This is a genomic window from Nonomuraea indica (assembly GCF_002850745.1).
In the GTDB taxonomy this organism is placed as follows: domain Bacteria; phylum Actinomycetota; class Actinomycetes; order Streptosporangiales; family Streptosporangiaceae; genus Nonomuraea; species Nonomuraea indica.
This window is the reverse complement of sequence record NZ_KZ559466.1, coordinates 1-19,133: the sequence shown is the minus strand read 5'-3', so window position 1 is coordinate 19,133 and position 19,133 is coordinate 1. Positions and strand designations below refer to the sequence as shown.

General features: G+C 71.8%; 18 protein-coding genes. 7 read left to right on the top strand and 11 right to left on the bottom strand.

Annotated elements, in window-relative coordinates:
• Positions 1-198: 198 nt before the first annotated feature.
• Positions 199-1,098: an N-acetylmuramic acid 6-phosphate etherase gene (murQ, locus tag CXR44_RS00095; RefSeq protein ID WP_101782772.1), complete on the bottom strand. Its 900-nt coding sequence runs from the start codon at positions 1,096-1,098 to the stop codon at positions 199-201.
• A gap of 58 nt (positions 1,099-1,156) precedes the next feature.
• On the opposite strand from murQ, the gene CXR44_RS00090 reads away from it, so the two are divergent.
• On the top strand, positions 1,157-2,269 hold the full coding sequence (locus CXR44_RS00090) for an exo-beta-N-acetylmuramidase NamZ family protein (protein ID WP_101782771.1): 1,113 nt from the start codon (positions 1,157-1,159) through the stop codon (positions 2,267-2,269).
• Positions 2,270-2,271: 2 nt separating this feature from the next.
• Here the strand turns inward: CXR44_RS00090 and CXR44_RS00085 are convergent, their stop codons facing one another.
• The 8 genes from CXR44_RS00085 to CXR44_RS00050 form a co-directional block, all read right to left on the bottom strand.
• Complete coding sequence (locus CXR44_RS00085) at positions 2,272-3,216, bottom strand: GNAT family N-acetyltransferase (RefSeq protein WP_245898694.1); 945 nt, start codon at positions 3,214-3,216, stop codon at positions 2,272-2,274.
• A gap of 4 nt (positions 3,217-3,220) precedes the next feature.
• Positions 3,221-4,231: an ABC transporter ATP-binding protein gene (locus CXR44_RS00080; RefSeq protein ID WP_101782770.1), complete on the bottom strand. Its 1,011-nt coding sequence runs from the start codon at positions 4,229-4,231 to the stop codon at positions 3,221-3,223.
• Positions 4,228-5,226, bottom strand: coding sequence for an ABC transporter ATP-binding protein (locus CXR44_RS00075; protein WP_245898693.1), 999 nt, complete (start codon positions 5,224-5,226; stop codon positions 4,228-4,230). Before CXR44_RS00075 ends, CXR44_RS00080 begins: the two co-directional genes overlap by 4 nt.
• 3 nt (positions 5,227-5,229) lie before the next feature.
• A complete protein-coding gene (locus CXR44_RS00070) occupies positions 5,230-6,135 on the bottom strand; it encodes an ABC transporter permease (protein ID WP_101782769.1) in 906 nt (301 codons plus the stop codon).
• Positions 6,132-7,139, bottom strand: coding sequence for an ABC transporter permease (locus CXR44_RS00065; RefSeq protein ID WP_101782768.1), 1,008 nt, complete (start codon positions 7,137-7,139; stop codon positions 6,132-6,134). Before CXR44_RS00065 ends, CXR44_RS00070 begins: the two co-directional genes overlap by 4 nt.
• Positions 7,140-7,142: 3 nt before the next feature.
• Entirely contained in the window at positions 7,143-8,849 is a 1,707-nt protein-coding gene (locus CXR44_RS00060) for an ABC transporter substrate-binding protein (RefSeq protein ID WP_245898692.1), read from the bottom strand.
• A 281-nt stretch (positions 8,850-9,130) separates the two neighbouring features.
• Positions 9,131-9,880 carry an aminotransferase class IV gene (locus tag CXR44_RS00055; protein WP_101782766.1) on the bottom strand — a complete coding sequence of 250 codons (750 nt, stop codon included), beginning with the start codon at positions 9,878-9,880 and terminating at the stop codon, positions 9,131-9,133.
• A 37-nt stretch (positions 9,881-9,917) separates the two neighbouring features.
• Positions 9,918-11,141, bottom strand: a complete 1,224-nt coding sequence (locus tag CXR44_RS00050; RefSeq protein ID WP_101782765.1) for a M20 metallopeptidase family protein — start codon at positions 11,139-11,141, stop codon at positions 9,918-9,920.
• 64 nt (positions 11,142-11,205) lie between these two features.
• On the opposite strand from CXR44_RS00050, the gene CXR44_RS00045 reads away from it, so the two are divergent.
• Positions 11,206-11,985, top strand: a complete 780-nt coding sequence (locus CXR44_RS00045) for an HAD-IIA family hydrolase (RefSeq protein ID WP_101782764.1) — start codon at positions 11,206-11,208, stop codon at positions 11,983-11,985.
• 41 nt (positions 11,986-12,026) lie between these two features.
• The gene (locus CXR44_RS00040; protein ID WP_101782763.1) at positions 12,027-12,653 is read left to right on the top strand and encodes a hypothetical protein; all 627 of its coding nucleotides are present in this window, start codon (positions 12,027-12,029) and stop codon (positions 12,651-12,653) included.
• Between the two features lie 13 nt (positions 12,654-12,666).
• Here CXR44_RS00040 and CXR44_RS00035 read toward each other — a convergent pair whose 3' ends face one another.
• The gene (locus tag CXR44_RS00035; RefSeq protein WP_101782762.1) at positions 12,667-13,113 is read right to left on the bottom strand and encodes an NUDIX domain-containing protein; all 447 of its coding nucleotides are present in this window, start codon (positions 13,111-13,113) and stop codon (positions 12,667-12,669) included.
• Between the two features lie 77 nt (positions 13,114-13,190).
• Between CXR44_RS00035 and CXR44_RS00030 the strand changes: the two genes are divergently transcribed.
• The 4 genes from CXR44_RS00030 to arfB all read left to right on the top strand — a co-directional run bounded on the left by CXR44_RS00030 (position 13,191) and on the right by arfB (position 17,985).
• Positions 13,191-14,120: an acyl-ACP desaturase gene (locus CXR44_RS00030; RefSeq protein WP_101782761.1), complete on the top strand. Its 930-nt coding sequence runs from the start codon at positions 13,191-13,193 to the stop codon at positions 14,118-14,120.
• 79 nt (positions 14,121-14,199) lie between these two features.
• On the top strand, positions 14,200-16,155 hold the full coding sequence (locus CXR44_RS00025; RefSeq protein WP_101782760.1) for an ABC1 kinase family protein: 1,956 nt from the start codon (positions 14,200-14,202) through the stop codon (positions 16,153-16,155).
• Positions 16,156-16,845: 690 nt separating this feature from the next.
• Complete coding sequence (locus tag CXR44_RS00015) at positions 16,846-17,439, top strand: NADPH-dependent FMN reductase (RefSeq protein WP_144016435.1); 594 nt, start codon at positions 16,846-16,848, stop codon at positions 17,437-17,439.
• 126 nt (positions 17,440-17,565) lie between these two features.
• Complete coding sequence (gene arfB, locus CXR44_RS00010; protein WP_101782757.1) at positions 17,566-17,985, top strand: alternative ribosome rescue aminoacyl-tRNA hydrolase ArfB; 420 nt, start codon at positions 17,566-17,568, stop codon at positions 17,983-17,985.
• Positions 17,986-18,683: 698 nt separating this feature from the next.
• On the opposite strand, the gene CXR44_RS00005 is transcribed toward arfB, so the two are convergent.
• On the bottom strand, positions 18,684-19,133 hold a 450-nt coding region (locus CXR44_RS00005), incomplete at its 5' end, for a transposase (protein ID WP_180903125.1).

The window sequence follows — 19,133 nt, the reverse complement described above, 5'->3', positions numbered from 1 at the left end:
CGTCCCGCCGGGTTCCGTCCGGTCGGTCGTCCCGCCGGGTTCCGTCCGGTCGGTCGTCCCGCCGGGTTCCGTCCGGTCGGTCGTCCCACTGCGCTCCAGCCGGTCCATCCCCCGCCTCTCCGCCGGGTCCGCTTCCGGACCCGGCCTTCCCCCTCGCCGCCCTCGCCACTCCTCCCTCCGGTGGGTGGCGCAGGGACGTCAGCCGCTGAGCGCGTCGCTGAGGCGCTCGCCGTGCGACTCCAGCAGCGCCCGCGCCCCCTCCGCGTCGAGCCCGTGCTGGATCATCACGACCGCCGTCTTGGCCTGCCCGTCCGCCGCGTCCACCGCCTTGGCGGCAGTCTCCCGGTCGGCGCCGGTGATGTCGCTGACCATGCGGATCGCCCGGTCGGCCAGCTTGTTGTTCATCGCGGACATCTCGATCATGCGGTTGCCGTACGTCCGTCCGAGACGGACCATGGAGATGGTCGAGATCATGTTGAGCACCAGCTTCTGCGCCGTGCCGGCCTTGAGCCGGGTCGAGCCCGCCACGACCTCCGGCCCCACGACCACCTCGATCGCGTGCTCCGCCGCGGCCGACAGGGGAGCGCCGTGGTTGCACGACAGCCCGACGGTCAGCGCGCCCCGCCCGGCGGCCTCCCGCAGCGCGCCCACGACGAACGGAGCCCGCCCGCTGGCCGACACGCCCACCACCGAGTCGAGCGGGCCCACCTCGAGCCGCGCCATCTCGGCCGCGCCGCCCTCGGCGTCGTCCTCGGCGCCCTCCACCGAACGGGTGAGCGCCTCCGGGCCGCCCGCGATGACACCCTGGACAAGCTCCGGGTCGGTGCCGAACGTGGGCGGGCACTCCGAGGCGTCGAGCACGGCCAGCCGCCCGGACGTGCCGGCGCCCACGTACAGCAGCCGCCCGCCCGCGCGCATCCTGGCTGAGATCGCGTCGATGGCGGCGGAGATCTCCGGGATGGCCACCGCGACGGCCGCCGGCACGGCGGCGTCGGCCTGGTTCATCAACCGTGCGATCTGGTCGGTGGGGAGCTGGTCGATCTGGCTGTAGCGAGGGTCGCTCTGCTCCGTCGCCAGCTCCGGTAGGGGATCGATCATGACGCTAATTTCCACCCTTTACTTCTCTCTTGTAAAGATCTTTCAGCACTATGGGTTCATGACGTACGTGCGTACCGGTGCCGAACGGCTCGCCGCCGACCCCGCGCTCGCGGGTGGCGGCCGCCTCGGCCTGATCACCAACCCCACCGGAGTCCTGCCCGACCTGACCCCCACCGCGGACGCGCTGCTGGCGGCCGGCGTGCCGCTGACCGCGCTGTTCGGCCCCGAGCACGGGATGCGCGGCACCGCTCAGGCCGACGGGAGCGAGCCGGACGCGACCGACCCGCGGACGGGGTTGCCGGTCCACGACACCTACAAGCGCTCCGGCGCGGCGCTGGACGAGGCGGTGGCACGTTCCGGCGTCGACACGCTGGTCTTCGACATCGCCGACGTGGGCACCCGCTTCTACACCTACGTGTGGACCATGTACGACCTCATGGCCTCGGCCGCCCGGCTCGGCCTGCGGTTCGTGGTCCTCGACCGGCCCAACCCGCTCGGCGGCACGGTCACCGAGGGGCCGCGGCTCGACCCGGCGTTCGCCAGCTTCGTCGGCAGGTTCCCGCTGCCGGTGCGGCACGGCAGGACCGTCGGGGAACTGGCGCTGCTGTTCGGGTTCGACCTGGACCTGCGGGTCGTCGCGATGGAGGGGTGGCGGCGCGGGATGGACTTCGCCGCCACCGGGCTGCCCTGGGTGATGCCGTCGGTCAACCTGCCGACCCCCGACTCCGCGCTGGTCTATCCGGGCACCGGGCTGTTCGAGGGGACCACGTTCTCCGAGGGGCGCGGCACGACCCGGCCGTTCGAGCTCGTCGGCGCCCCGTACGTGGACGAGAGGTTCGCGCCCGCCCTGAACGCGCTCGGCCTGCCCGGGGTGCGCTTCCGCGAGACGTGGTTCACCCCGACCTTCCACAAGCACGCCGGCACGACGGTGCGCGGCGTCCAGGTCCACGTGCACGACCGGGCCGCGTTCCGGCCCGTGCTCACGGGCGTGTCGATGCTGCACGTCGCCCGCACCCTCTACCCGCGGGACCTGACCTGGTGGGGGCCCGAGGGCTTCGAGGACCACCTGTGGGGCTCCGACACGCTGACACGCAGCCTGGAGGCGGGACAGGACCCGCGCCCCCTGTGCCCCGAGCCCGCTCCTCCCGGCGGGCCGCTGCTCTACCCGTGACATCACGCCAGGTCGCGCCGGTAGAGCCAGAAGACCCGCTCGGCCCGGGCGCCCACCGCGCGTGAGTAGAAGCGCAGCGGCCCGACCCAGCCGATCTGCGCGCTGCCGTACCCGGCGGCGCGCAGGTCGGCCAGGCAGCGGCGCAGGAGCACCCGGCCCACGCCGAGGCCCCGGGCCGCCGGGGCCGTGCCCATCGGCCCGAACCAGGCCGGGCGGGCGCCCCACGCCGCGAACGCCAGCGGCTCGCCGTCGCGCTCGGCGTAGTGCAGGCCGGCGGCGTTGGCGGCCTCCCAGGCCCAGCGTTCGTTCCAGTGCTCCCGTACGAACGCCGCCACCCGCTCCCGATCGGCCGCGGTGTCGGCCGCGCGGACGGCCACGCCCCGCGCGGCCAGGCCGGTCACGTCACCCTCGGTGGACAGGTCGGCGGAGGTGAGGTCGGCGGTCATGTTCCAGGCCACGTGGTGGCGCTCGTACCCCAGGCTCTCGGCCAGGCAGGCGGCGGCGGTGTAGCGGACGTCGATGCCCGGCCAGGCGTAGCACGGCGGGTTGCCGGCGAAACGCGCCTGCGTGGCGCCCTGGCCGCGCAGCCACTCCTCCGCCGCGCGCACCAGCCGCCGGCCCAGCCCGCGGCCCTGCTCGTCCGGATGCACGGCGAGCAGATCGATGTGCCCGGCGCCGGGGTCCCTGTCCGACATCGACGCCATGACGACGCCGCCTCCGTCCACCAGCGCGGTCCAGCGGCGCCCGGCGGGCGGCGCGGCCAGCCGCCGCACCAGCGCGCCCGCCTCGGCGGCGTCCAGCGTCAACGCCGCCTCCGCCACCTGGACGGCCCACTCAAGATCAGGCCGTCTCAGGTCGGCCCGCTCCCGGTCGGCCCACTCAAGATCAGGCCGTTTCAGGTCGGCCCGCTCCCGGTCGGCCCGCTCCCGGTCCGCCCCCGAAGGCACCGGCTCACACCTCGCTCATCGGCCGGGCGACGACGCTGCGGCGCTCCGGGTGGAAGCAGGCGTGCTCCTGCGGCACGCATTCCGTGCGGCCCAGCACCGGCCGCTCGCCCTCGCACCGCTCGGTACGGAACGGGCAGCGGCGCGCGAACAGGCACCCGGTGTCGGGCTGCGACTCGTCCAGCGACTCCAGCGGCACCACGGGCTGCTCGCCCGGCAGTTCCAGCCCGTGCAGCACCGGGATGGCCGACAGCAGCGACTGCGTGTACGGGTGCACCGGGTCGGCGATCACCGTGTCCACCGGCCCCCGCTCGACGACCTGGCCCCGGTAGATGACGTACAGCTCGCCGTCGTCACCGATGTAGCGGGCGGTGGCCACGTCGTGCGTGATGAACAGCACGCTGACCCCGAGCCGCTCGCGCAGGTCCTTCAGCAGCGCGAGGATGCCGAGCCGGAGCGACACGTCGATCATCGAGACGGCCTCGTCGGCGACGAGCATCTCGGGGTCCACGGTCAGCGCCCGCGCGATGACGACACGCTGTCGCATGCCGCCCGAGAGCTGGTGCGGGTAGCGCGACAGCACCGTGCCGGGGTCGAGCCCGACCAGCGCGAGCACCTCGGCCGCCCGCTCGTCCATCCACTGCCGTGACCGCCCGGTCTGCTTGGCGCGCAGCGCGAGCGGCGCCTGGAGCGTCTGGTGGACGGTCCGGGTCGGGTTCAGCGCCGAGTAGGGGTCCTGGTGGATCATCTGGATCTTGCGGAAGTGCGGCTGGCGCTGCTTCGGCTTGAGCCCGGACATGGGCGTGCCGCCGATGCTGATCTCGCCCGCGTCGTACGTCTCCAGCCCCGCGATGATCCGGCCGAGCGTCGTCTTGCCGCAGCCGGACTCGCCGATGAACGAGGCGGCGCCGCCCTTGGCGATGGCGAAGTCGACGCCCCGCAGGGCCTGCACGTCCCGGCCGGCGAGGACGTTGCCCCGCTGCCGGAAGGTCTTGGTGATGCCGTTCCCCGTGATCACGCGTGCTCCCTCACCTTCACCGCGTGGCAGGCCACGATCCGCGTGCCGTGCGCGACGGCGGCCGGGTCGTCGGTCTCGCACACGTCCATCCGCAGCGCGCAGCGCTCCCGGAACACGCAGCCGGCCGTCGGCACCGTGGCCAGCGTCGGCGGGCGGCCGGGCAGCGCCCTGGCCTCGTCGATGTCGCCGACCAGGCGCGGGATGGCCTGGATCAGGCCGCGCGTGTAGGGGTGACGCGGCGCGCCGAGCACCTCCCGGGTGGGGCCCTGCTCGACCAGCCGCCCCCCGTACATGACCGCCAGCCGGTCGGCCACCTCCGCCACCACGCCGATGTCGTGCGTGATGACCAGCGTGGTCAGCCCGCGCTCGGCGTGCACCTCACGGACGATCTTGAGGATGTTCGCCTGTGTGATCATGTCGAGCGCGGTGGTCGGCTCGTCCAGGACGACCACGTGGGCGTTCAGGACCAGGGCCAGCATGATGCCGACCCGCTGGCGCATGCCGCCCGACAGCTCGTGCTGGTGCGAGTCGAGCACCCGGGCCCCGTCGAGCCCCATCCGGCCGAGCAGCTCCCGCGCCTCGCGGACCAGGCCGCGCAGGTCGTCCACGCCGTGCGAGCGGCCCAGGTCGAGGAGCTGCTTGCCGACCGTCTTGAGCGGGTTGAGGGAGTTCTGGGCGGCCTGGAACACGTAACCGATGTGCGCGCCGCGCGCCTTGCGCAGCCGCTCGCCGCTCAGGCCGACGACGTCGCCGAGCCCGTCGATCTCGACGCTGCCGGCCGCGATCCGTCCCGGCGGCTGCACGGCGTTGAGCAGCGACAGCGCCAGCGTCGACTTGCCGGAGCCGGACTCGCCGACGATGCCGGTGATCGTGCCGGGCTCCAGGGTCAGGCTGACGTCGCGCACGGCGGGCAGTTCGCCCGCCGGCGTCTTGTAGACGACCGTCAGGCCGTCGATGCGCACGCCCGGCGCCTGCGATGATGCGGGGTGGGGCACGGACTACTCCTCACGCAGCCGGGGATTGAAGATCTCGTCCATGGCGTCCACCACGAGCACGATGCCGAGCGTCAGCAGCAGGATCGCCAGCAGCGGCGCCAGCAGGTAGCCCAGCGCGTTGGGTGTGATCATGGCGCCCGCCTGGAACACCGCGAGGTTGAGCATCACACCCCAGTTGTCCGACTCGTACGGCAGGACGCCGAGGAAGAACAGGCCGACCTGCGCGTAGACGGCGCCGGTGACCGCGATGAGCATGTTCATCGCGATGTACGGGGCCATGCTGGGCAGCAGTTCCTTGCCGATGATGTGCCTGGTCGACAGGCCCAGTCCGCGGGCGGCCTCGATGAAGCCGCGCTCGCGCAGCGACAGTGTCTGCGCCCGGACGGCCCGCGCCACGCCGCCCCAGCCGAACAGGCCGAGGACCAGGCCCATCTGGAGCGGGTTGCCGAATTTCCAGACGGTCGCCAGCACCAGGAGCAGGGGCAGGCTGGGGATGGTGAGCTTCATGTCGGTGATCCGCATGAGCACGGTGTCCCAGCGGCCCCGCCTGAAGCCGGAGAACAGGCCGATCGCCGTGCCGACCACCACGGTGATGAGCGCGGTGACCCCCGCGCTGAGCAGCACGTAGCGCGAGCCGGTGATGACGAGCGTGAGCACGTCGCGGCCCTGCGGGTCGGTGCCGAACCAGTGCTCCCAGCTCGGCGGCCGGCTGATGGAGTCGGGGTCGGACGGCAGGTGGTCCGGATAGAACAACGGTCCGAAGGCGGCCATGAGGATGAAGCCGGCGAGGATGACCACGCCGGCCATCCGGCTCGGCTTGCGCCGCATCACCCGCCAGACGCCGCGCCAGAAGTTGCGGCGCATGGCCGCGCTGGTGGACGTCGTCTCGGGAAGGAGTGTCGCGCTCATCTCGCCTCCTCTCCACTGCGCACCCGCGGGTCGATCACCGTGTAGAACAGGTCGGCCACGATGTTGGCGACGATGACGGCCACGGTGATCAGCAGGAAGGCCCCGCCCATGAGCGCGTAGTCGCGGTCGTTGATGCTGTTGATGAGCAGCAGTCCGAGTCCCGGATAGTTGAAGATCTTCTCGATGAACACGGCTCCGCCCAGCAGCAGGCCGAGTGACAGCGCGAGGATCGTGAAGAGGGGCAGGATCGCGTTGCGCGCGATGTAGCGGAAGATGATCGAGCGCTTCATCCCGCGCAGTTCGGCGGCGAGGATGAAGTCGTCGCCCAGCACGGTGACCACGCTCGACTTCATCGCCAGGATCCAGCCGCCGTAGGCCGACAGCGCGTACGTGGCCACCGGCAGTACGGCGTGTTCGACGAGGGAGCCGATGTAGCCGGCGTTGAACCCGGGCTCGAACAGGATGTCCACGGGCCCGTCGGCGGGCAGGATCGGGATGAGCGTCGCGAAGATCACCACGAGCAGCATCGCCAGCACGTACTGCGGGATGCCGTGCAGCAGCGAGCCGGAGATGGCCAGGGCGTCGCCGAGCTTGCCCGTCCGCTTGATCGCGGCGTACACGCCGAGCACGATCCCGACGAGGAAGCTGAGGAGCGTGCCGGCCAGCACCGGTAGAACGGTCCACTTGGTCGCCTCGCCGAGCACGTCGAGGACGGGGGTGCCGGGCCTGCTGACGGAGACGCCGAGGTCGAGACGGACCAGGCCGCTCATGTAGTCGGTGTACTGCTCCCACAGCGTGCCGGTGGGCAGGAAGCCGTACAGGACCTTGACGCCCTGGGCCGCGGCCTCCGGCGACATGCCCTGCTCGATGAGCTTCTCGTAGCGGGCTGCCATGGGGTCGCCCGGGATGTTGTTGACGATGAAGAAGCTGATCGTGGCGACAACGAGGATCATGACGAGCCCGCGGGCCAGGTGGCCCGCGAGTCGCCGTGCGATGATCGTCATGAGTTACTGCTTCGACTTGACCATGCCGAGCTGGATCCACACGCCGGAGGCCAGCACACCGGTGCCGAGCCGGAGGATCTCGTCGTCGTGCGGCCAGCCGGTGAAGCGGCTGTTGCTGACGAACTGGTTGTTGACGTAGTCCCAGAGCTGGATGACCGGCAGGTCCTGGTTGGCGGCCTTGGCGAGCTGCGTCATGATCGGCTTGGCCTCCTCCGCGGTGGCGGTGTTGAGCTTGGCGGTCAGCTCACCGGGGTTGATCTTGCCGATGCCCTCGACCTCGATCTCCTCGGGGCCGCCCATCCAGTTGCCGCCCTTGCCCGGCGCCGCGTGGGTGACCTTGCCCGCGACGTTCGTCCAGCCGTTGGAGGCGCCGTAGAGGCGCTGGTAGATGTCGTAGGGCGCCGGGCCGAGCGCCATCAGCCAGAAGCCCACGTCGTACTTGCCGGCCGCGAGCTCCTCCAGGTAGAGCGGGTAGTCGGCGACGGTGACGACCTCGGCGTCCACGCCGTTCTTGATGAGCTGGCTCTTGATGTTCTCCTGCGCGGAGATCCAGTCGGAGAAGCCGGACGGGGCCGTCATGGAGACCTTCCACGGCGAGCCGTCGGACAGCGTCCACTTGCCGTCCTTCTTGGTCAGGCCGGCCTGCTTGAACTCCTCCTCCGCCTTGGCGGGGTCGGGCTTGTAGGGCTCCAGCTGGCCCACCGTGTCGCCGATCCAGGCGGGAGCGGCCTTCTGGTGGATGCCGGTGGTGGTGGTGGCCGGCGTGCCGCCCTCGGGCGAGGCGACCTTGGTGACCTCGTCACGGTTGATGAGGTAGGCCAGGCCGCGGCGCACGTGCACGTTGTCGTACGGCTTCTTGGACTGGTTGAAGCCCATGCCCACGGCCACCGGCGAGTAGCCCTTGATGACCTCGTTGCCCGGCGCCTGCTTGATCCGGTTCATCACGTCGGTGGGGGCCGCGACGAATCCGGAGTGGTCGAGCTTGCCCGCGGTCAGGTAGTTCCAGATCTGCTCGTTGCCGGTGAAGTTGAGGAACTTCACCTGGGCCGGGGCCACGTTGGCGGCGTTGTAGAAGTGCTTGTTCTTCACCAGCAGCGCCTCGCCGGGATTCACCCGCTCCAGCACGAACGGCCCGGCGGAGACGTCCTTGGCGGGGGCGAAGGCGAGCACCTTCTGGCCCAGCGCGGTGATCTCCTCACGGGCCTTCTCGGCCTCGGCGCCCTCACCGCGGGCCGTCTTGAGCTTGTCCCAGAAGTCCGCCGGCAGGACGTCCTTCCACACGTGCGACGGCAGCACCGTGGTGTCGAGCACGCCGCGGGCGAACTTGGGGCTCGGGTTGTCCATGTTCTGCGTGATCTTCAGCGTCTTGTCGTCGACGACGGTGACCTCGGCGGCGGCCCCCGCCGCGCCCGGGGTGACCGAGAAGGCCGTGCTGCCCTGCGTGTAGGCGATGCCGATGGACATCCTGACGTCCTCGGTGGTCACCGGCTGGCCGTCGGACCACTTGGCGTTCGGCTGCAGCTTCAGCGTGATCGCGGAGTTGTCCGGAGCGATCTCCCAGCTCTCGGCGATGCCGGGCAGGGCCTGGTTCGGGTCCGTCAGGTGGTTCTTCACCCAGCCGATCTTCATCGCGTTGAACGCGGAGAAGGAGTTGCCCTTCGGGTTGTACGGGTTGGGCGGCGCCGCCGCGTCGAGACCGGGTCTGTTCACGTCGATCGTGGTGAAGAGCCCGCCACCACCGCCCGAGCCGGACTGAGTGGTGGAACCACCGCTGCACGCTGTGACGGTGGCAAGGCCCAGCAACGTTACTGCCGCTGCCAGTCGCTTCATGTTCCGCTCCGGGGGATGTCGGACCTGCTGAGGATCTGTGAGATTGACCGGACCATACGTGCACCGAAAACGGTGCGTCAATAATCTCCAGTTGTTGTGAGGCTAATGTAACTTTCCTTCATCGGTGTCCTCGGTGATGCTCGTCTCCACCCGGCGGGGCTCTAGACGATCGGGTCCCAGGGCAGCGCGTCGAAGGTGGCGGCCAGCCGCGACCAGGCGTCCTCGTCCACCTTCAGCGCCAGGTCGTCCACCCGGCCGACCGGCACGACGCCCCACGAGTTGGACAGGAACACCAGCGGACGCGCCGCCAGGTCGGCGACCCTCAGCGGCCGGTGCTCGCCCGGCAGGGCACGCTCCAGCAGCCCCATCGAGACGCCGCGCAGCATCGGCGCCTGGGGCCAGACCACCCGCTCGCCGTCGAAGCAGCCGAGGTTGGCGATCGTCCCCTCGCTGATCAGGCCGTCGGCGCCCACCAGCAGCGCGTCGTCGAAGCCGCGCCCGGCCGCCAGCCTGCCCAGGTGCGCCTGGGGAAAGCCGCCCAGGTGCTTCAGGTGCGGCAGGAACCGCGCGTACGGGACGGACAGGAGCGAGAGCGGCTCCCGCGGCCACTCGTGGGGCGGCGCGGCCGTGGCGATCACCCGCACGCCGGCCCGCTCGACGACGTACACCCGCACGCTCGCGTCCGCCGCGCCGCCGAGCACCCGCCGGACGGAGGCGAGCACCAGGTCGCGGTCCAGGGACGCGCCGAACAGCTCCCGGGTCGCGCCCGTCAGCCTGTCCAGGTGGAGGTCCAGCCCCCGTACCCGGCCGCCGCGCACCTGCATCGCGGTGAAGTGCCCGTAGCGGGCCGCCATGGCCAGGCCGAGGTCCTCCGCGCCGCCCGGGCGCCCGTCGATGACTACGTGATCCATCACGCCGTCCAGCGTACGGACCGGCGCCCGGAGCGGATCAGGCCGCCAGGCGGGTCATCGCCAGCGCCGCGTACAGCGCGGCGCCGTCCGGCAGCACCGCGTCGTCGAAGACGGCCTCGGGAGAGTGGTTGTACGGCGCGGTCGCCGGGTCGCGGTCCGGCGGGCACGCCCCCAGGAAGACGAACGCGCCCGGCACCTCCTCCAGCACGTACGAGAAGTCCTCCGCGCCCATCACCGGCTGCGGCGAGACGACGAAACGGCCCGGCCCGAACAGGTCGCCGGCCGTCCGCTCGGCGAAGCCCGCCTCGCCCGCGTCGTTCACCGTCACCGGGTAACCCATCCCGAACGACGCCTCGACGCCGAGCCCGTGCGCCGCCGCGACGGCCTCCACCACCTCCACCAGCCGCCGCTTCACCAGCGCCCGGGTGGCCTGGCCGAACGAGCGGACCGTCGCCTCGAAGTACGCCTCGTCCGGGATCACGTTGTCCGCCGTGCCCCCGTGGAACTGCCCGACCGTGACCACCACCGGGTCGAACACGTCGAAGGTCCTGGTCACCATCGTCTGCAGGGCCGCCACCATCTCGCAGCCCGCCTGGATCGGGTCGAGCGCGCGGTGCGGGCTGGAGCCGTGGCCGCCGCGCCCCTTCACCCGCACCCGGAACACGTCCGCCGCGGCCATGATCGGGCCGGGCCGGCTGGCGAACAGGCCGGGCGGCAGCATGGAGGAGACGACGTGCATGCCGTACGCCGCCACCGGCCGGGGGCCGGCCGCGTCCAGCACCCCCTCGCCGATCATGTGCCGGGCGCCCTCGTGACCCTCCTCGCCCGGCTGGAACATGAACACCACGTCGCCGGCCAGCTCATCCCGGCGGGCGCTCAGCAGGTGCGCCGCGCCCGCCAGCATCGCGGTGTGCAGGTCGTGCCCGCAGGCGTGCATGCGGCCCTCGACCTGCGACGCGTACGGCAGCCCCGTCCGCTCGGCGACCGGCAGCGCGTCCATGTCGCCGCGCAGCAGCACCACGGGCGCGGCCCCGTCGCGGTGCCCGGCGGCGCGGTCGCCGGTCCGCCCGCCCCGCAGGACGGCGGTGACCGAGCTGAGCGACGTGCCTGTCGTGATCTCCAGGGGCAACCCGTCGAGCGCCGCCAGCACCCGCTCCTGGGTGCGCGGCAGGCTCAGGCCGAGTTCGGGGGTGGTGTGCAGGGCGTGGCGGAGGCGGACGAGCTCGTCCCGCATGTCCTGAGCGGCTTCGGTGAACGACATGGTGACATTTCTTCATATGGCGGACGCGAAGTCGACAGGGCGCCCTCGGTACCATGACCCGGTGATGACCGAGCGTAAGCAGATCGACTATTGGCTGTCCGATATGGACGGCGTCCTCGTCCACGAGGGGCGCCCTGTCCCCGGCGCCGACGCCTTCATCAAGCGGCTCGGCGAATCCGGCAAGCCGTTCCGGGTGCTGACGAACAACTCGATCTACACCCCCCGCGACCTGTCCGTGCGGCTGCTCGCGGCCGGTCTCGACGTGCCGCCCGAGTCGATCTGGACCTCCGCCCTCGCCACCGCGGAGTTCCTGGACGACCAGCGGCCCGGCGGCTCGGCGTACGCGATCGGCGAGGCGGGGCTGACCACGGCGCTGCACGAGGTCGGCTACGTGCTCACCGACCTCGACCCCGACTACGTGGTGCTCGGCGAGACCCGCACCTACAGCTTCACCCAGATCACCCGGGCCATCCGCCTCATCGAGAACGGCGCCCGCTTCATCGCCACCAACCCCGACCCGATCGGCCCGTCCACCGAGGGCTCCCTGCCCGCCTGCGGAGCCGTCGCCGCCATGATCACCAAGGCGACGGGTGTGGAGCCGTACTTCGTCGGCAAGCCCAACCCCCGCATGATGCGCAGCGCCCTCAACGCCATCGACGGCCACAGCGAGACGACCGCCATGATCGGCGACCGCATGGACACCGACGTGGTCTGCGGCATGGAAGCCGGCCTCTACACGATCCTCGTCCTCACCGGGGTCACCCAGCCCCAGCAGGTCGACCGCTTCCCCTACCGCCCGTCCCTGGTGGTCGACTCGGTGGCCGATCTCATCGACCTCGTCTGAACCTGACAGGTTCCGTCAGGTACGGCTGGCAGGCTGGATCCATGAACCGCGTCTACCTGGAGATCGGCCCGAAGAAGGTCTTCGCCTGCTCGCTGGACTGGCCCGGCTGGTGCCGTGTGGCCAAGGGCGAGGAGGCCGCGCTCGACCTGCTCATGGAGTACGTCCCGCGCTACCGCGTGGTGGCGGAACGGGCCGGGCTGACGTTCGACCCCGGCGACCCCGAGGTCGTCGCCCGCGTGCCGGGTGACCGCACCACCGACTTCGGCGCGCCGCACGCCATCAGCGAGCTCGACCACGAGCCGGTGGAGCGGGCCGAGGCCGAGCGGCAGGTGCGGGTGCTGCGCGCCGCGTGGGAGCTGTTCGACGAGGTGGTGGCCGCCTCGCCGGAGGACCTGCGCAAGGGGCCGCGCGGCGGAGGGCGTGACACGTCCAAGATCTACGCCCACGTCGTCGAGGCCGAGCGCTCCTACGCCCGCAAACTCGGCGTCCGGCACGGACCGTACCGGTCGCGCGACGACCGCGACGCGATGCGGGCCGAGCTCGCCGGGGTGCTCGCGCGCCCCTGGCGGCCGGGCGACGAGTTGCCCTGGCCGCCCCGCTACGCCGCCCGCCGGCTCGTCTGGCACGTCGTCGACCACCTGTGGGAGATCGAGGACCGCCGCGGGTGACGGCAGGGGCCGGTCACGGCGCGGCGATCAGCTCGGGCAGCGCGGCGATGTGCTCCGACAGGTAGGCGGCGACCGCCTCCGGTATGACGTGCCGAGAGGTGATCTCGGACGGCCGCAGCGGCAGCCGCTCGACGTCGTAGCGGCCCCGCGACGGGTCGTCCAGCTCCGGGCCGTGCCGCAGCGCCGGGTCCATGGCGACCAGGCGGCAGCCGTAGACGTGCTGCGTCTTCACCTCGCCCTGCCACGGGTAGGTCACCGTGGCCAGCGGCGTGACGCCGGACACCGTCGCGCCCAGCTCCTCCATCAGCTCCCGGCGCAGCGTGTGCTCCAGGGTGACGTCGTGCGGCTCGACGTGGCCGCCCGGCACCGAGTAGTAGACGTCACGCCCCGGCACCGTGCGCCGGAAGACGATCAGCTGGTCGTCGTGGTCGAGCAGGACACCGCGGACGCTGGGGCGCATGGTGGCACCTTAGAGGACGGTGATGACCTTACGGTAGCCTAACCTACGGTGCCGTAACCAAAGGAGACGATGTATCTATGGCGATGACTCAGACGGAACTCCTGCACGAGCTCGAGCCCGTGGTCGCGGGAGAGCTCGACCGCCATCACAAGATGGCCAAGGAGTGGTTCCCGCACGAGTACGTCCCGTGGAGCGAAGGACGCAACTTCGACGGTGTCTACGGAGGCGAGGCGTGGCAGGAGGGCGACTCCAAGCTGCCCGAGGCCGCCCGCGTCTCCCTCATCGTCAACCTGCTGACCGAGGACAACCTGCCCAGCTACCATCACGAGATCGCCACCACCTTCGGCCGTGACGGCGCGTGGGGCACCTGGGTGCACCGCTGGACGGCCGAGGAGGACCGCCACGGCACCGCCCTGCGCGACTACCTGACCGTCACCCGGGCGGTCGACCCGGTCGCGCTCGAGCGCGCCCGCATGGTCCACATGGAGCAGGGCTTCGCCACCGAGTACGGCACCATGCTGCAGCAGCTGGCCTACGTCTCCTTCCAGGAGCTGGCCACCCGCATCGCGCACCGCAACACCGGCAGGGCGTCCGGCGACGAGGGCTGTGAGCGGCTGCTCGCCCGCATCGCCGCCGACGAGAACCTGCACATGCTCTTCTACCGCAACCTGCTCAAGGCGGCCTTCGAGCTCGACCCCAACCAGACCATGCGGGCCGTGACGGACGTGGTCACCACCTTCCAGATGCCCGGCTCCAGCATCGAGGGCTTCAGCCGCAAGGCCATGATCATCGCCCACGAGGGCATCTACGACCTCCGCCTGCACCTCGACGACGTGCTCACGCCGGTGCTCAAGCAGTGGGCGGTGTTCGACAAGACCGGGCTCGACGCCGAGGGCGAGCAGGCCCGCGAGGAGCTGTCGGCCTTCCTGGCCAAGACCGAGGCCACGGCCGCCCGCTTCGTCGAGCGCCGCGAGGCCCGCCGCGCCCGCGAGACCGCCCGCCTCTGACGCGGGACGACCGCGCGGCGGTGGCGGTCTGTCCTGGTCTGGACCGAGATGGGTGTCCGGTCTGGGAGGATCAAGGGCCATGGACGTTCCCGTGGCCCTGATCGTGTCCGTCGCCGCGCTTGTCATGATCCTGCTGCTGGCGGGCTCGGCCCGCCGCCTGCTGGGCGTCAGGTTCGGGGCGATCCGCACCTTCCTCGCCGCATTGCTGGCCTTCTCGATCGCCGCGCCGCTGCTGTCACCGATCCTGCAGTCGTTCCAGGGGGACCACGACCCCGGGATCGGGGCCGCCTGGGCCATCCTCCTGGTGACCATGTGCGTGGTCCTCATCCCGATGGTGCTGCTGGTGCTGGCCGAGGCGCTGGTGCCGCCCGGCTCGATCCCCGGCCCGCTGGAGGTGGCCCGGTCGCTGCGCGGCCGGATCTCCCGCGGCAGGCGCTACTCCCAGATCACCCGGATCGCGATCCGGCACGGCCTCGGCCCGTACCTGCGCGGACGTGACTCGATGGCCGGGGCGCAGGACGGGCCGGGCAGGCAGCGGCTGGCCGCCTCGCTGCGCCGGGCGCTCGACGACGGCGGCGTCACCTTCGTCAAGCTCGGACAGGTCCTCTCGACCCGGCGCGACCTGCTGCCGGAGGAGTTCGTGGCCGAGCTGGGACTGCTGCAGGACCGGGTGGCCCCCGCGCCGTGGGAGCAGGTCGAGCCGGTGCTGACCGCCGAGCTGGGCGGGGCGGCCGAGAGCGTCTTCGCGGTCTTCGACCGCACCCCGCTGGCCGCCGCCTCCATCGCGCAGGTGCACGCCGCCCGGCTGCACACCGGCGAGGAGGTCGTGGTCAAGATCCGCAGGCCCGGCATCGACCAGGTCGTGGACCGCGACCTCGACATCGTCCGCCGGCTGGCGCTCACCCTGGAGACCCGCACCCGCTGGGGCCGATCGCTCGGCGTCCGCGACCTGGCCGAGGGGTTCGCGGTCGCGCTGCGCGAGGAGCTGGACTTCCGCGTCGAGGCGGCCAACATGGCGGCCGTCACCGCGGCCAAGGGGGGCGGCGTCACCTACCCCACCCCCGTCTCGGCCCTGTGCACCGAGCGCGTCCTCGTCATGCAGCGCCTCACCGGCCGCCCGCTGGCCACGGCCGACGCCCGGCAGGGGCCCGAGCTCGCCCGCGCGCTGCTCGACTGCCTGCTGCGGCAGGTGCTCGTGGAGGGCGTCTTCCACGCCGACCCGCACCCCGGCAACCTCATGCTGCTCGACGACGGCACGCTCGGGCTGCTCGACTTCGGCTCGGTCGGCCGGCTCGACACCTCGATGCGCTCGGCCCTGCAGCGCTTCCTGCTCGCCATGAACCGGCAGGACCCCGTCGCCGTCACCGACGCGCTGCTGGAGGTCGTGCCGCGGCCCGAGGACATCGACGAGCCCGCCCTCGAACGGGCGCTCGGCCAGTTCATGGCCCGGCACCTGGTGCCCGGCTCGGGCAGCGCCCAGATGTTCACCGACCTGTTCACGATCGTCTCCCGGCACGGGCTGTCGGTCCCGCCGGAGGTGGCCGCCGTCTTCCGCGCCCTGGCCACCCTGGAGGGCACGCTGCTGCGGCTGGCCCCGGGCTTCGACCTCATCGGCGAGGCCCGTGCCTTCGCCGGCCGCCACCTCGCCGAGCGGCTCGACGGCGACGCGGTGAAGGAGGCCGTCGGCCAGGAGCTCGCCGCGCTGCTGCCGATGCTGCGCCGCCTGCCGCGGCGCGTGGAGCGCATCGCCAGCGCCGCCGAGCACGGCCGCTTCAGCCTGAACGTCCGCCTCCTCGCCGACGACCGTGACCGCCGCTTCGTGACCGGCCTGCTCCACCAGGTGCTGCTGACCGTCCTCGGCGCCACCGCCGGGCTGATGGGGGTGCTGCTGCTGGGCACCGAGGGCGGCCCGCGGGTCAGCCAGGCGATCACGCTGTTCCAGATGATCGGCTACAACCTGCTCGTCGTCAGCGCCGTCCTGGTGCTCCGCGTCCTGATCCTCGTCTTCCGCCGTCCCCGCGACCCGAGCAGCTGACCACGGGACCCAGCGGTCCCTCCGGCGACGGCCCTCTCCGGCGGCGGCCCTCTCCGGCGGCGGCCCCCTCCTCGACGGCCCCCTCCTCGACGGCCCCCTCCTGCGACGGCCCCCTCCGCGACCGGCCCTTCCGGCGCCGGTCGCAGGAGGGGGCCGTCGTGTGCTCGCGACGGTGCTGCGGCCCATGGGGTCCCGATACGGCAATCCCGGTCGCCTCTTGACCGCGGGATGGTCTTGGACATCCAAGACATCGGGCAGGTTCCCGACCATGGGTGCCAGAACCCCTCAGTGGAGTCCAGCCGGCATCCTCCCCGATCCGACGACGGTGATCTGACGACCGGGATTCCAACGGCGACGGCTACCCCGTGAGGAGGAGGTCGCGTTGCGGTTCGCGATGCGCAGACCCACCCGGCGGCGGCCCTCCCCGGCCAGGACCGGCCCGCTTCCTCCCCGCCGGACCGCCGGTGGACGCGCTGCCCGGTGGGCCGTGGCGCGCCTGTGCGGTCACGTCTCTCCGGGAAACGCCGATGCTCCGCCTAACTCCCTGCGAACGGGGCAGCTCCGCAGTGCTCCGGCGATCTGCGATCACCTCAGCGAGCTCCAACGACCGACCAGGGAGGTCATGATGACCCGCCGTTCCACCTTCACTCCGCGCCGTCGCGGACGGGGCGTCCTCGCGGCAGGTGCGCGGTGACAGTCGTCGGGATGGCCGGCAGCCTGCACACCGGGTCCTTCATCCACCGGCTGCTGGAGGCGGTGGGTCGCGAGCTGCCGCCGGAGGCGGGCTTCACGCGCTGGTCCGGCCTCGCGACGATGCCGCCGTACGCCCCGGGCCCGGTGCCCGGCACGGCGATCGAGCTGGTACGGCTGGTCGACCAGGCCGACGGGCTGCTGCTGACGGCGCCCGAGCACAGCCTGCTGCCCGCGGAGCTGGGCCACGCGCTGCGCTGGCTGTCGGCGGCCGGGGTGCTGACCGGCAAGCACGTCGCGGTGATGAGCGCCAGCGTCCGGGCCTGCGGCGCCATGTGGGCGCAGGCCGAGCTGTGCATGCAGCTCACCGGAGCGGGCGCCGTCGTCACGGGCACCGAACTGGTGCTGTCGCCGAGCTGCCCGCACTTCGACGCCCAGGGCTCGCTGACCGCCCGCTACCTGCGCGACCAGGTGCGCGACGTGGTCGATCGGCTCTGCCCGGCTCCCGTCGTGGAGCCCGTCCGGAAGCCTGTCCGCGAGGCCGTGCGGGAACCTGTCCGCGAGGCTGTGCGGGAGCCCGTGCTCTCCGCCTGAGCGGTCCTCCTCGCGCGGGCGGACTGCCGTCCCCCGTTGGAGCGCCGGCCGAAAAGCCGTTGCCCGCCGTACGGGTGCCGCCGGTACGGTGGAGGCAGATCCCGCACGCGTGAGGAGCCCATCGCCATGTCCGGCGTCCTGTCCGGCCCGCTGGTCGTCAACGACTCGGTCGTCATCCCCGACGCCGAGCTGCTCTGGCGGTTCTCGCGCTCGTCCGGTCCTGGCGGCCAGGGGGTCAACACCACCGACAGCCGGGTCGAGCTGACCTTCGACGTGGCCGCCAGCACGGCGCTTCCGCCGTCGCTGAAGGCCCGCGCGCTCGAGCGGCTGGGTGCCCGCGCCATCACGATCGCCGCCTCCGAGCACCGCTCCCAGCTCCGCAACAGGGAGGCCGCCGCGCAGCGGCTGGCGCAGCGGCTGCGCGAGGCGATCGCGCCGCCGCCGAAGCGCCGCCGGCCGACCAAGCCCGGCCGGGGCGCGGTGGAGCGCCGGATCGCCGCCAAGAAGCACCGCGCCGACCTCAAGCGGCTGCGCCGCGACCCCTGAGCCGCAGGCTCCACGAGGGTCGGGGTGCCGGTCGAGGTGACCCGGCGTGCCACCCGCGGCCGCTCGGGCCCGCCGTCCCGGCCGCCACGAGCCCGAGGACACCGCCCGGACGACGTGCGGCACCGCCGTCGCGATGATCAGCCGCGGCGCCCACCGGGCCGGTCGGCCCCTTCTCCGCCGGACCATCCGGCGGGCAGCCCGGATGCCCCGGGCGCGAGAACGGTTTCGCGACCTCCGCTCGCTCATCATGGAGCAACGCAGGGCCAGCGAGGAGAGGCGTCGGCTCAGTGGGGGATGTACTGCATCCCGAGGGAGGTGCCTGAGCGCCCTCTGGAGGACGATCCTTAACCGCGCGGGATGCTCCATGGGGGTTGACAGGTAGCTCCCCTCATCGTCGCAGCCGGCCCCGGTCCAAGCTCAGCATCTGGTCAGCAAGGGCATTCTCGTCGAACCCCAGCCGTGTTGATCGCTCGGCCCTGTTCGTGACATGGCGGCAGCCGCCTGACCAGGCTGTCTATCCCACTCCAGCGGGGGAAGTCGCATCAGCTCTCGAATCGTCCTCTCGCTTCGCTTTGATCACTTTATGTGGTCTTGTGTGACTCGATTCGATCTTGTCCACTTTGATCCGCGAAGTTACGCTGGTCACGTCCACGGACGTGGTGTATGAGTCGATCTTCGCGTGATCCTGTTTCTGCAGGTTAAGCGGTAAGTGTCTGTGGGAGTGGGTTCTGCGTGGGTGTGTCGCCGGGCAGGACACGCAGGCGGGCTTTGGCGAGGGCTTCCAGGCCCATGTAGCGGCGTCCTTCGACCCATTCGTCGGTCTGCTCGGCGAGCACCGCGCCGACGAGGCGTATGATGGCGGGCCGGTCGGGGAAGATTCCGACCACGTCGGTGCGGCGGCGGATCTCCTTATTCAGCCGTTCTTGCGGATTGTTGGACCAGATCTGCGTCCAGATCTCTCGGGGGAAGGCGGCGAAGGCGATCAGGTCGTCGCGGGCGGCGTCCAGGTGCTCTGCCGCGGCCGGGTGCTTGGCCTCGAGCGTTTGGACGACCCAGGCGTGCTGGGCGCGCACTGAGGTGGCGTCGGGTTGGTCGAAGATGGTGCGCACCAGGGTGGCCACGAACGGCTGGGCGGACTTCGGGACGAC

Bases quoted from the DNA above. Each gene is read 5' to 3' on its own strand.
- CXR44_RS00030 (WP_101782761.1), top strand. From the start codon at position 13,191: ATGGCGATGACTCAGACGGAACTCCTGCACGAGCTCGAGCCCGTGGTC.
- CXR44_RS00050 (WP_101782765.1), bottom strand. From the start codon at position 11,141: ATGTCGTTCACCGAAGCCGCTCAGGACATGCGGGACGAGCTCGTCCGC.
- CXR44_RS00040 (WP_101782763.1), top strand. From the start codon at position 12,027: ATGAACCGCGTCTACCTGGAGATCGGCCCGAAGAAGGTCTTCGCCTGC.
- CXR44_RS00090 (WP_101782771.1), top strand. From the start codon at position 1,157: ATGACGTACGTGCGTACCGGTGCCGAACGGCTCGCCGCCGACCCCGCG.
- CXR44_RS00045 (WP_101782764.1), top strand. From the start codon at position 11,206: ATGACCGAGCGTAAGCAGATCGACTATTGGCTGTCCGATATGGACGGC.
- CXR44_RS00070 (WP_101782769.1), bottom strand. From the start codon at position 6,135: ATGAGCGCGACACTCCTTCCCGAGACGACGTCCACCAGCGCGGCCATG.
- murQ (WP_101782772.1), bottom strand. From the start codon at position 1,098: ATGATCGATCCCCTACCGGAGCTGGCGACGGAGCAGAGCGACCCTCGC.
- arfB (WP_101782757.1), top strand. From the start codon at position 17,566: ATGTCCGGCGTCCTGTCCGGCCCGCTGGTCGTCAACGACTCGGTCGTC.
- CXR44_RS00055 (WP_101782766.1), bottom strand. From the start codon at position 9,880: ATGGATCACGTAGTCATCGACGGGCGCCCGGGCGGCGCGGAGGACCTC.
- CXR44_RS00035 (WP_101782762.1), bottom strand. From the start codon at position 13,113: ATGCGCCCCAGCGTCCGCGGTGTCCTGCTCGACCACGACGACCAGCTG.
- CXR44_RS00065 (WP_101782768.1), bottom strand. From the start codon at position 7,139: ATGACGATCATCGCACGGCGACTCGCGGGCCACCTGGCCCGCGGGCTC.
- CXR44_RS00025 (WP_101782760.1), top strand. From the start codon at position 14,200: ATGGACGTTCCCGTGGCCCTGATCGTGTCCGTCGCCGCGCTTGTCATG.